This is a genomic window from Streptomyces aculeolatus (assembly GCF_020400605.1).
Taxonomy (GTDB): Bacteria; Actinomycetota; Actinomycetes; order Streptomycetales; family Streptomycetaceae; genus Streptomyces; species Streptomyces aculeolatus.
Genome location: NZ_JAINRD010000038.1, coordinates 35727 through 47683 on the forward strand (window position 1 = coordinate 35727; position 11957 = coordinate 47683).

Here is an 11957-nt window from a genome sequence, read left to right on the forward strand (position 1 = left end):
GTGGCCCCCACGGCCGGCTCCGGTCCCGCCGGGCCGAAGACCGGGATCCTGCAGCGGACGCGCCCCGACCGGCGCGTCCGGGCGGCGCTGGAGCGCGTGGCAGACGCCATCGTGCACACGGCGCCGCGCGTCCCGGTCCGCGACCTGGCGACCCTGCGCCGGCAGTTCCCCGGGCTCGGCCCGGAGGAGATCGCCGACCGGCTGATCGCCGGAGCGGTGAAGGGGAGCGCCACGGTCGGCGCGGGCATCGGAGCGGCGGCGATGATGCCCGCGCCGCCTGCGATGCCCGCGGAACTGGCCGCCGAGATCGTCGGGGTGGCCTCGATAGAGCTGAAGCTGATCGCCGAGCTGCACGAGGTGTACGGGGTACGGGCGGCAGGCCCGGCGCGGCAGCGGGCCATGGCGTACCTCGGCGCCTGGACCGACGAGCGCGGCATCGACACCGCCAAGCTCGTCAGCTTCGACGCCGTACTCGGCGGCCCCATGCGCCGCCGGCTGCGGCAGCAGGTACTCAGGCGCACCGTGCGGAACCTGCCGACCCTCGCCCCGTTCCTCATGGGCGCGGCCGCCGGTGCGCTGATGAACCACAGGGACACCCGCAAGCTCGCCGAGCGCATCCGCGACGACCTGCGCGCCCGTCAGGTGCCGTGGGACGCGCTCCCGCCCGCGGGTGAAGGGTCGGCGGCACCGGGGGGCTCGGAGGGCCGCACAGGCGCGGAGAGGGCCGTGGACGCCGGACCGGGCAAGGGCGGCCCGGCCGCACTGCCCCCGGGCGATCTCCCCCCGGGCGATGTACCCCCGGCCGGACTTCCGCCGGCGGGGCAGCCGCGTACCGAGCGCTGAGGAGCCCCGCGGTCGCTCCGGGGAGTCAGCCCGCGGCCGACCGCAGCACCGCCACCAGGCGCTCCGGCTCCCGGGTGGACAGATAGAGATACGGCGTCGGATCCTCCGGATCCGTGACCTCCACCCGCACCGCCGTCGGGATGTACCCCCGCAGCAGCATGTAGGCGCGCGTGTCCGCCTTGTGCGTACGCCAGGCCCGCGCCTCCTCCGCGTCCAGCGCGTGCGCCTCGCCCAGCGCCGTGAGCGGGATCCGGGCGTCGTCGGTGACGAGCTTCCCGGCGACGACGCGGATCCGCGCCGAGCCGTACGAGCTGACCCCCACCGCCGCCAGCGCCGTGCCGCCGGCGAGCCCGGCGAGCAGCGGCAGCGTCCCGAACGGCGTCAGCACCAGCGCCAGGCACACCCCCGTGCCCAGCGCCAGGCCCCACCAGGACCGCGGTGCGCTCAGCCGCTCGTCGTAGCTCTGCGTCGTCTCCATGGCCACCAGCCTCCCACGGCCGCCGCCCGCGCTTCGGCCGCGGGTCGGGTGCGCAGGTAGGCTCTGGCCGCGTGACTGCAAGTGACAAGCTGACCCCGCCGCCCGGCGCCGCGCAACCCGTGCGGCACCCGGACGCCCCGGCGCCCGGTGAGCTCCTCGGCACCCACTACGACCAGTGCTTCGGCTGCGGTGACCAGGAGCACGGCCTGCACCTGGCCGCGCGCGCGGGCGAGGGCGTGAGCGTGACCGCCGAGTTCACCGTCAAGGCCGCCCACCAGGGCGCCCCGGGCCTGGCCCACGGCGGGGTGCTCACCTCCGCGCTCGACGAGACGCTGGGCGCGCTGAGCTGGCTGCTGCGTTCGATCACGGTGACCGGCCGGCTGGAGACCGACTTCCTGCGCCCGGTGCCCGTGGGCACCACGCTGCACCTGGCGGCCCACGTCCGCGCCGTCTCCGGCCGCAAGATCTACTCCACCGCCACGGGCCGCCTGGACGGCCCGGAGGGCCCGGTGGCCGTCCGCGCCGACGCCCTGTTCGTGGAGGTCAAGGTCGACCACTTCGTCGCGAACGGCCGGGAGCAGGAGATCAAGGCCGCGATGGCCGACCCCGACCAGGTCAGGCGGGCCCGGGCCTTCGAGGTGAACCCGTGAGCGCGGGGCGGGAGCCGGTGGACGTGCTGATCCGCCGCGTCGACCCCGAGGTGCCGATCCCGGCGTACGCGCACCCGGGTGACGCGGGTGTCGACCTCGTCACCACCCGGCCCGCGGAGCTGCCCCCCGGCGAGCGCGTCGTCCTGCCCACCGGGATCGCCCTCGCGCTGCCCGACGGCTACGCCGCGTTCGTCCACCCGCGCTCCGGTCTCGCGGCCCGTTGCGGCGTGACGCTCGTGAACGCCCCGGGGACGGTGGATGCCGGGTACCGTGGGGAGATCAAGGTGAACGTGGTCAACCTCGACCCGCGCCGGCCGGTGCGGTTCGAGCGTTTCGACCGGATCGCCCAGCTGGTGATCCAGCAGGTGGAGAGGGCCCGCTTCCACGAAGTGGCCGAACTCCCCGGCTCCGCCAGGGGCGAGGGCGGGCACGGGTCGACCGGAGGGCACGCTTCCCTCGGGGACCGGAAGACCGTTCATGGATACGCTTCGGTCATTGCCGACCGGGAAGGACAGTGACGTGTTCGGACGTCGTCGCAAGGGGCAGGAGGAGCCCGCCGACAAGCTCGCCGACGGCGTGGCCGCCGAGGACGCCGAGGAGTCGGCGGACGAGCCGGAGGACGGGGAGGAGCGCAGGTACGCCCTGCCTCCCGAGGAGCGGCCCGACGGGCCGTGGGACATCGGCGAGGTCGAGGACGCCACCCGCGGCCGGGTGGACCTCGGCGGGCTGCTCGTCCCCGGGGTCGAGGGCATGGAGCTGCGCGTCGAGGTGGCGGGCGAGTCGATCGTCGCCGCGACCGTGGTGCTGCGGGACAGCGCGATCCAGCTGCAGGGCTTCGCCGCCCCGAAGAACGAGGGCATCTGGGGCGAGGTCCGCACCGAGATCGCCAACGGCATCACCAAGCAGGGCGGCATCATCGACGAGCGCAAGGACACCCTCGGCTGGGAGCTGCGCGCGCAGGTGCCCGTCAAGCTGCCCGACGGCAAGAGCGGCATGCAGGTCGTGCGGTTCGTCGGCTGCGACGGCCCGCGGTGGTTCCTGCGCGGGGTGATCTCCGGCCACGCCGCGGTGCAGCCGCAGGCGGCGGGCGTGCTGGAGAAGATCTTCCGCGAGACCGTCGTCGTACGCGGCGACGGCCCGATGGCGCCGCGCGACCCGATCGTGCTGCAGCTGCCGACGGACGCGCAGATGGTGCCGGACGGGGTGCAGCAGGACGAGGCGAGCGAGGGCTCGCGGTTCGCGGGCGGCATCGACTCGCTGGCGCGCGGCCCGGAGATCACCGAGGTGCGCTGAGCGCTCCCGCGCGGATGGGGTTCCCACGGCGGCGGGCCGGGTCACGACGACCCGGCCCGCCGCCGTTGCCGTGCGCGGGCGGCGGTCCCGGCGCACGCGGGCCCGGGCGACCCGGCGGGCGCGTAACGAAGCGGTCAAGGCGGGTTCCGGGGCTGCCCGGGGCGGTGCGGCTCGCTTATTCTCCCGGCATCCGGACAGGGGGGACCGTTGACCGGGAACGTCGTGCGGCGCCGGCTTCCGCCTGTGCTGCGGCAGAGCGCGCAGCACGGCCTCGTGCTGGCCGCCGCCGCGCTCGCACTCTTACTCGCCGTCACCGTCCTCGCCGCCCTCGTCGCCGTCGCCGAGCAGGCCGCCGAGACCGGGGCGCGGGAGCGGCTCGCGGCGGATCCGGACGCGGCGGTGCGGATCAGCGGGGAGTACGACCCGGAGGCCGTGGCGCGCGCGGACGCGCCGGTGCGGGGTGCGCTGGCGCGCGCGTACGGCGAGGTGGCACACCGTACGACGCGGCTGGTGCGGGCGCCGGCCGCGCGGGAGCAGCAGTTGCCGGTGGCCGGGAGCGGTGTCGGCGGGCGGGGCGCGGTGGGCCTTTCGCTGCTGTGGGCGGAGGACGCCCGGCGGCAGGCGCGGCTGACGGAGGGGGAGTGGCCGCGGGCGGCGGGCGGGGACCGGGCGGCGGCCGGAGAGGCCGTGCAGGTCGTCCTCGACGAGGGGTACGCGGCGCGGCTGGGGCTGGCGCGGGGCGACGACTTCACCCTGGGCGGCGACGAGGACGCCGAGGAGGGCTCCGAGGCGGGCCCGGACGGCTACGGCTCGGGCGCGGACCCGGGAGCCGAGGGCGCCGCCGGTGAACGCGGTGGGTCCGGCGGGGCGGACGCCGAGACCGGTGCGGGCGGCGACGCCGCGGCGCGGCCGGTGCGCATGCGGGTCTCCGGGCTCTACGTCCCGCGGGAGCCCGCCGCGCCCCTCTGGCAGGACCTCACCGGCACCTTCGGCACCCCCGACAGCGTCGGGCTCGTCGACCGGGGCGCCTTCGCCGCGCAGCCCGCCCTGCGCGGCGACGCCACCGCCGCATGGCTCGCCGTGCCCGACGCGCGGCGGCTGCGACTCGGGCAGGTCGAGCCGCTGCGCGAGCGCGTCGCCGCGCTGGCCGCCGGCGACGTCGGGCAGGTCGTCTTCGGCCGCGCCGAGGGGCTCGCCGGTGTGCGGGCCGACGCCGACCTGCCGTACGCGCTGCGGCAGTTGGAGGTACCTGTCGCCGTGGCGCGGGCCGGTGCGTACCTGCCGGTGGCCCTGCTCGCCTCGCTGGCGCTCGCCGCGCTGGTGCTGACCGCCCGCCAACTCGCCCGCCACCGCGCCGCCGAGCAGGTGCTGCTCGGCAGCCGCGGCGCCGGGCCGCTGCGGCTCGTCGGCGGGGCCGCGGCGCAGTGGGCGGCGGTGGCGCTGCCCGCCGCGCTGGCCGGGCCGTACCTGGCCGGCCCGCTGCTGCGGGCGCTGGCCGACGCCGGGCTCCTCGACGGGCCGGTGCCGGCCGGTGCCGCGACCGGCGCGGGGTGGACGGTCGCCGCGCTGGCGCTGGCCGTGCACGCCGCCGCCGCGCTGACGCCCGTCGCCCGCGCCGCCCGGGACCGGCGCGCGGTGGCCCGGCTGCGGCGGCGGGTGCCGCGGCTGGCGGCGTACCAGCGGGCGGGTACGGACCTGGCGCTGGCCGGCGTTGCCGCGGTCGGCTGGCTCCAACTGGTCACGTACCGCACGCCGGTCGCCGACTCCGGCACCGTCGACCCCGTCGTCGTGCTCGCGCCCGTCGCCCTCACCGCCGCGACCGTGCTGCTGGCGCTGCGCCTGCTGCCCCTCGCCGCCCGCGCCGCCGACCGGCTCGCGCGCCGCTCCGCCGGGCTCGTCCTACCGCTGGGCGGCTGGCATCTGGGCCGCCGGGCGGCCGGGCACGCCGGTCCCGCGCTGCTCGTGGCCCTCGCGCTGGCCATCGCCGCCCTCGGCGCCACCGCCCTCGCGGTGCTGGAGCGCGGCGACCGCGACCAGGCCGCGTTCGCGGTCGGCGCCGACCTGAGCGTCGAGGCCGGGCAGGAGGGCGCGGGATTCGTGCCGCGCACGGAGCGCCACGCGAGCTACGGCCGGCTGCCCGGCGTCACCGCGGCCACGCCGGTGGTGGACTGGGACGTCACCGTCGGCACCTCGTTCGCGGGGATGACGGCGCTGGACACCGCGGAGGTGCTGCCGACGCTGCGCAGGGACGGCGCCGGCGCCGCCGCGGGCCCGGTGCCCGCCGTACGGGACGGGGTCGGCCTGCCGTACACCGCGCTCGCCGCGCTCGGCGGCACCGAGGCGGCGCCGGCCCACGGGCTGCCGCTGCCCGGCCGCCCCGACGCCCTGGCCATGCGCGTACGGCTGGACGCGGACGGCCCCGGCACCGCCGAGCCGTTCACGCTCACCGCCACCCTGGAGGACGCCGACGGCCTCGCGCACACCGTCTCCGGCACCCTGCCGCCCGCCGACGGCCGGGCGCACAGACTGCGCATCCCGCTCGGGGCCGCGCACCAATACCCGCTGCGGCTGACCGGACTCCGGCTCAACACGGAGGAGGAGAGCGGGCAGCGTACCTACCGGCTGCGGATCGACGACTTCGCGGGCGCCCCGCGCGGCGCCCGCTGGCAGGACCTCACCGGCGGCGAGCCGCCCGACCCCGGCCTCGCCGGCTGCCCCGGCCGCAAGCCGGCCCCGCCGCGCGGCATGCCGCCGCGCCGCGCCACCGGCTACGTCCTCTGCGAGATACGCACCGCCCCCGGCACGCTCTTCGACGGCCTGCTGCGCGGCCCGGACACCTCGCTGCCCGACGAGTTGCTCAGCTGGCAGCTCCAACTCGGCCTCACCGGGCAGGGCAAGCCGCGGCCCGTCCCCGTGCTGGTCACCGACGCGCTGCTCGCCGCGGGCCAGGCGGAGGTGGGCGGGACGCTGCGGGCCGGGCTGCCCGGCGGGACGGAGCTGCGCGCGGAGGTCGTCGGCAGCGTCGACGCCGTCCCCGGCACCGACCCGCGGCGGGCGCGGCTGCTGGTGGACACCCGGGTGCTGGCGGCGTACCTCGTACGGGCCGGGCTCGACCCGCCGGTGGAGTCGCACTGGTGGCTGGCCGCCCGCGGCGGCGACGCCGGCGCCGCACGCGCGGCCGTCGAGCGGCGGCCGGAGCTGGGCACGGCGCGCGACGTACCGGGGGAGCGGGCGGAGCTGGCGCGGTCGCCGCTGCGCGAGGGCACGGACGGCGCGCTGCGGCTGTGCCTGGTACTGGCGCCGGCGTTCGCCGTCGTCGGCTTCGCGCTGCACAGCGTGCTGGCGGTACGGGCGCGGGCGCGGGAGTTCGCGCTGCTGCGGGCGCTGGGCGTACGGACCCGGCAGCTGACGGCGCTGCTGTGGACGGAGCAGCTGTGCGTCGCGGCCTTCGCCGCCGCGGTGGGCACGGCGACGGGGGTGGCACTCGCCGCGGCCGTGGTGCCGGCGGTGACGGTCACCGAGACGGGGGCGGCCGTGCACCCGGAGCTGGCGGTGGCGGTGCCGTGGCTGCGGGTCGCCGTGGTGGCGGCGGCGGTGACGGCGCTGATCTGCCTGGCGGTCACGGCCACGGCGCGGGCGCTGGCGCGCACGGACCTGGCACGGGTGCTGAGGGCGGGGGACGAATGAGCCGGCCCCGCGCCTGGCGCCAGGCCCGCGCCGACCTGCCCGCCCTCGTCTGCCTCGGCGTCCTCGTCGCGCTCCTCGCCGCCGTCGCCGCCGCCGCGCCCCCGCTGCTCGACCGGGCCGCCGGCCGCGCGCTCGTCGACCGGATCGACGCGGCGCAGGCCGAACGCCCGCTGCTCACCCGCACCGTGACGTTCGGCCAGCCCGTCACCGGGCCGTCGGGGGAGGGCGGGACCCGCGTCGCCGACGACCTGGGATCGGCCGAACTGGACGTGACCAACGGTGTCCCCGACGCCCTCGACGGCCTCCTCGACGAGCCCCGGCTCCAGGTCCTCGTCCCCGCCGCCACCCTCGAAGGACCCCGCGGCCCCGCCGCCCTGTCCCTGCTCCACACCGGGGACGCCCCCGGCCGCGCCGGCTACGCCGCCGGCCGTCCGCCCCGCGAAACCGGCGCCGGGGGGCCCGTCGAGATCGCCGTCTCCACCCGCACCCGCGACGCGCTCGGCCTGCGCCTGGGCCAGCGGCTGGCCCTGACCCCGCACGTCGCCCAGCTCGACACCTCCGTCGTCGTCACCGGCTTCCTCCGCCCCGACCCCGCCGCCCGCTTCTGGCGCGGCAACCCGCTCCTCGCCGTCCCGCTCCCCGCCGGCCGCGGACCGGCCGAGGCCCGGGCGCTCATCGCGCCCGGCGCGCTCGACGCCCTCCTCGACCGCGGGCTGCCGCAGCTCACCGCGGAATGGCGGCTCCGGCTGGAGGTGGGCGAGGCCGACGAGGAGCGCGAGGAGGCCGCCGCCCGCTTCGCCGGGGACGACGGCCGCGACAAGCTGATCCGCGCCCTCGCCGCGTACGACAGGGCCTCGGCCGACAACTTCTGCGCCGCCTCCAGCGGCCCCCCGTGCCTCTACGGCTCCCACCCCGCCCAGAACCCGGCCCGCACCGATGAGGTCCAGCCGCTCGTCCGCGACTTCGCCGCCGAGTGGGACCAGGCAGCCACCGTCATCTCCTTCGCCGTCGCCTCCGTCGTGGGCGTCGGCCTCGCCGCCGCCCTCGTCACCGCCCGGCTCGCGGTGCGGCGGCGGCTCGGCGAGCACCGGCTGCGGCGCGCCCGCGGCGCCTCCGCGGCGGGCCTCGCGCTCTCCCGCGCCGCGCGGTACGCGCCCGTGGCGGGCGCCGGGCTGGCGGCGGGATACCTCGGGGCGCGGCTGCTGCTGCCCTCCGGTACGTCCCTGTCGCCGTGGCCGGCGGCCGCGGTCGCCGCGGCGGCGTGGCTGGTGCTGCCGGTGCTGACCTGGGCGGCCGTCCGCGACAGCGGGCCGGGCCAGGACCGGGGGACGGGCCGGGCCCGCCGTGCGCGCGCCGGCCGGCGGCTGACCGCGGAGGCCGCGGTGCTGCTGCTCGCCGCCGCCGGAGTGGTGGCGCTGCGGGTGCGCGGCACGTCCGGCGGCAGCGCGTCGGACCCGCTGGTCGCGGCGGTGCCGGTGCTGTGCGGCCTGGCGGTCGTGGTGCTGCTGATACGGGCCTACCCGCCGCCGCTGCGCCTGCTGGCCCGGCTCGCGGCCCGCCGCCGCGGCCCGCTCGGCCTGCTGGCCCTCTCCCGCGCCGCCCGCGACGCGCCCGCCGCCGTGCTCGCGCTGCTCGTGCTCGTCGCCACACTGGGCGCCGCGGTCTTCGGCGGCCTCGTCACCGGCACCGTCGAGGAGGGCCGCCGCGACGCGCTCGGCTGGCGGACCGGCGGCGCCGCCGCGGTGCTCACCGACGCCCGCACCCCCGGTGCCGAGGAGGCGCTGCGCGGGGCGCCCGGGGTGGCGGACGCGGTGCGGGTCCGGCTCGTACGCACCGACCTGACGAGCACCGCGACCGGCCTCGGGGAGCGCGGCGCCGACGTGCTCGCCGTCGACGCCGCCGCGCTGCGCCGGGCCGACCCCGGCTCGGCCGCGGCGGCGGCCCTGGCGGGGCTGGGGGAGCCGACGCGGGACAGCGCCGGGCGGCTGGTGCTGCCGGTGCTGGCCGGGGGCGAACGCGGGGAGGTCCGTACCGGCGGGACGTACGAGACGGAGTGGTCCGGGGTGCGGGTGCGCGTCGCGGGGCGGCTTGCCGGCGAAGCGGCCCGGGACGAGGCCTTCGGCCCGCTGTACGGGGCCGGTGGCGCGGCGCCGGGCGAGGACCGGCCGCTGCTTCTGGCCGACGCCGCCGCGCTGGCCGCCGCGGACCGGGAGCGCGCCGCGGACACCCCGCGCGGCACGGCCGCGGTCCTGTACTACGGCGATGCCGCCCCCGCCGCCCTGCACGCCGCCGCGCCGGGCACCGGCTACGACAGCCCGTACGGGCAGCTGCTGATCGCCGCGGAGGAGCGGGCCGCGGACGGCGACGACGGCGTGCTCGGCGCGATCCGGGGCGCGCACGCCCTGTGCGCGGCGCTGGCCGCCGCCCTGGCGCTGCTGACGCTGCTCGTGGAGCTGCTGCTCTCCGCGCCCGAGCGCGCCCGCACCACCGCGTACCTGCGGCTCCTCGGCCTCGACCGCCGCGGCGCCCTCGCCCTCGGCGCACTGCAGCTCGCCCCGCTCGCCCTCGCCGCCGCGGCCGGCGGCCTGGCCCTGGGCCTCGCGCTGCCCGCGGCGCTGGGCCCGGCGCTGGACCTCCGGGCCCTCACCGGCGGCCCGGCCGCTCCGCCGCTCTCCCCCGACCGCCTCCTCACCGCCGCCCTCACCCTCGCCTTGCCGGCCCTCGTCGCGGCGGCGGTGGCGGCCGACGGGGTGACCACCCGCCGCACCCGCCGCCTGACGGCCCTGCGCGTGGGGGAGGACCGGTGACCGCACCGCGCCCGCCCGCCGCACATCCCCGACCGCCCAGGACCCGTCCCAGGAGGTCCGCGTGACCGAACCCCGCACACCGCCCCCCGACCTCGCCGAGCTGGAGCGTGCCGCCCGGGCCGCGCCGGACGACGGGGCCGGCGAGGCCGCCGGCCCCGTCGTCGACTGCGACAACCTCGTCCGCATCTTCCACACCGAGGGCGTCGAGGTGCAGGCACTCCAGGGCCTCGACCTCGCCGTCGCCGACGGCGAGATGACCGCGCTCGTCGGCGCCTCCGGCTCCGGCAAGTCCACCCTCCTCGGCATCCTCTCCGGCCTCGACGTGCCCACCGCGGGGCGCGCCCGCGTCGCCGGGCACGACCTGCTCGCCATGGGCCGCCGCGAGCGGCTGGCGTACCGGCGCCGCACCGTCGGCTTCGTCTGGCAGCAGACCGCCCGCAACCTGCTGCCGTACCTGACCGCCCAGGAGAACGTCGCGCTGCCCATGGCGTACGCCCGCGTCCCCCGCCGCGAGCGCCCCGCCCGGGCCGCCGGACTCCTCGACGCCCTCGGCGTCGGGGACTGCGCCCACCGCCGCCCCGCGGAGCTGTCCGGCGGAGAGCAGCAGCGCGTCGCCGTGGCGGTCGCCGCCGCCAACCGGCCGCGGGTGCTGCTGGCCGACGAGCCGACCGGCGAGCTGGACACCGCGAGCGGCGAGCAGGTCTTCGCCGCGCTGCGCCGCGCCAACGAGGAGCTGGCCACCACCGTCCTCGTCGTCACCCACGACCCGCTGGTCTCCCGCCAGGTCCGCCGCACGGTGCAGATCCGCGACGGCCGCACCGCCGCCGAGACCCTGCGGGACGAGGAGCTGACGGCCGCGGAGTACGCCGTGCTCGACCGCGTCGGCAGACTGCAGCTCCCGCGCGAGTACGTCGAGCGGTACGGTCTGCGACGACGGGTCCGGCTGACCGCGGAGCGGGACCACGTCGGGGTGTGGCGGGCCGGCGGGGAACCGGACCGGCACGGCGGAGAAGACGGCGAAGACGGCCGCGAGCACGGCGAAGAGCACCACGAGGGGGAGGACGCATGAGCGAGGACACCGGCAGAGACGCCACGGCGGTACGGGAGCGGGCGGCGGACACCGCCGACGCCATGGTCGTCGTCGAGGACCTGCACCGCACGTACGGCAGCGGCGCCACCGCCGTACACGCCCTGCGCGGGGTGTCGCTGCGGGTGCCGCGCGGCGAGCTGGTCGCGCTGAAGGGCCGCTCCGGCTCCGGCAAGACGACGCTGCTCAACCTCGTCGCGGGCCTCGACGTCGCCGACGGCGGCCGCATCGAGCTGGACGGCGTCGCGCTGTCCGGGCTCGGCGAGGCGGAGCTGCTGGAGCTGCGCAGGGACCGGATCGGGCTGGTCTTCCAGTCGTTCGGGCTGATCCCGATCCTGTCCGCGGCGGAGAACGTCGGGGTGCCGATGCGGCTGCGCAAGGTGCCGCCGCGGGAGCGCGAGGAGCGGGTGGAGCTGCTGCTCGCGCTCGTCGGCCTCGCGGACCACGCCGCGCAGCGGCCCGGGGAGCTGTCCGGCGGGCAGCAGCAGCGCGTGGCGATCGCCCGGGCGCTGGCGAACCGGCCGGCGCTGATCATCGCGGACGAGCCGACGGGGCAGCTGGACGCGGAGACGGGCCACGCGGTGATGGAGCTGCTGCGGGCGGTGGTGCGCAGCGAGGGCGTCACGGCGCTGGTGGCCACGCACGACGCGGCGCTGCTGGACCTGGCGGACCGGGTGCTGGAGCTGCGCGACGGCACGATCACGGACCACACGGACCCGGCCCCGGAGCCGGCCGCGCCCTGACGGGCGACGCCCGCGCCGGCCGCGGGGCCTGTGCCCGGGCGCCGGGCGTCGGCCCCGGCTCAGGCCCGGCCCGGCCCGGGCCGCGGCCCGTACACCCGCCCCCGTACGGCCACGTGCCCGTACCCGCGCCGCCCCCCCGCCCGCCCGCTCCCGGCACGCCCCCCGTCCCCGTCAGGGATACGTCAAGGTCCGGTCCCCGGCACTCGCCCGGCGCGCCGGACCGCTCCCGCGGTCGTACGCTCGACGGTGCGACACGCACGAAGGCGGACGGACGATCGACTCATGACACGGGGCAAGCTGCGGATCTACCTGGGCGCGGCGCCGGGCGTCGGCAAGACCTACGCGATGCTCTCCGAGGCGCACCGCCGG

Annotated in this window: 10 protein-coding genes; 9 read left to right on the forward strand and 1 reads right to left on the reverse strand. The window is 78.7% G+C overall.

The annotated features are described in order from the left end of the window. Positions 1-843, forward strand: a complete 843-nt coding sequence (locus LG396_RS37060) for a hypothetical protein (protein ID WP_225798060.1) — start codon at positions 1-3, stop codon at positions 841-843. A 25-nt stretch (positions 844-868) separates the two neighbouring features. Here the strand turns inward: LG396_RS37060 and LG396_RS37065 are convergent, their stop codons facing one another. Then, positions 869-1321: a DUF3093 domain-containing protein gene (locus LG396_RS37065; protein ID WP_225798061.1), complete on the reverse strand. Its 453-nt coding sequence runs from the start codon at positions 1319-1321 to the stop codon at positions 869-871. A 71-nt stretch (positions 1322-1392) separates the two neighbouring features. Between LG396_RS37065 and LG396_RS37070 the strand changes: the two genes are divergently transcribed. The 8 genes from LG396_RS37070 to LG396_RS37105 form a co-directional block, all read left to right on the forward strand. Further along, positions 1393-1971: a PaaI family thioesterase gene (locus LG396_RS37070; protein WP_020679053.1), complete on the forward strand. Its 579-nt coding sequence runs from the start codon at positions 1393-1395 to the stop codon at positions 1969-1971. After that, positions 1968-2489 (forward strand): dUTP diphosphatase, encoded by a 522-nt coding sequence (dut, locus tag LG396_RS37075; protein ID WP_018838175.1) that lies wholly within the window; start codon positions 1968-1970, stop codon positions 2487-2489. Before LG396_RS37070 ends, dut begins: the two co-directional genes overlap by 4 nt. Position 2490: 1 nt before the next feature. After that, positions 2491-3264, forward strand: coding sequence for a DUF3710 domain-containing protein (locus tag LG396_RS37080; protein WP_018838176.1), 774 nt, complete (start codon positions 2491-2493; stop codon positions 3262-3264). Between the two features lie 207 nt (positions 3265-3471). Further along, positions 3472-6951, forward strand: a complete 3480-nt coding sequence (locus LG396_RS37085) for an FtsX-like permease family protein (protein ID WP_225798062.1) — start codon at positions 3472-3474, stop codon at positions 6949-6951. Then, positions 6948-9758 (forward strand): hypothetical protein, encoded by a 2811-nt coding sequence (locus LG396_RS37090; RefSeq protein WP_225798063.1) that lies wholly within the window; start codon positions 6948-6950, stop codon positions 9756-9758. The genes LG396_RS37085 and LG396_RS37090 overlap by 4 nt, the downstream gene beginning before the upstream one ends. 61 nt (positions 9759-9819) lie before the next feature. Continuing rightward, on the forward strand, positions 9820-10827 hold the full coding sequence (locus LG396_RS37095) for an ABC transporter ATP-binding protein (protein WP_225798064.1): 1008 nt from the start codon (positions 9820-9822) through the stop codon (positions 10825-10827). After that, complete coding sequence (locus LG396_RS37100; protein ID WP_100300990.1) at positions 10824-11588, forward strand: ABC transporter ATP-binding protein; 765 nt, start codon at positions 10824-10826, stop codon at positions 11586-11588. The genes LG396_RS37095 and LG396_RS37100 overlap by 4 nt, the downstream gene beginning before the upstream one ends. 282 nt (positions 11589-11870) lie before the next feature. After that, positions 11871-11957: hypothetical protein (locus tag LG396_RS37105; protein ID WP_308190158.1), on the forward strand; the 87-nt coding region annotated here is incomplete at its 3' end.

Coding starts and splice junctions, on each gene's coding strand:
- LG396_RS37065 (WP_225798061.1), bottom strand. CDS start 1,321: ATGGAGACGACGCAGAGCTACGACGAGCGGCTGAGCGCACCGCGGTCC.
- LG396_RS37090 (WP_225798063.1), top strand. CDS start 6,948: ATGAGCCGGCCCCGCGCCTGGCGCCAGGCCCGCGCCGACCTGCCCGCC.
- LG396_RS37100 (WP_100300990.1), top strand. CDS start 10,824: ATGAGCGAGGACACCGGCAGAGACGCCACGGCGGTACGGGAGCGGGCG.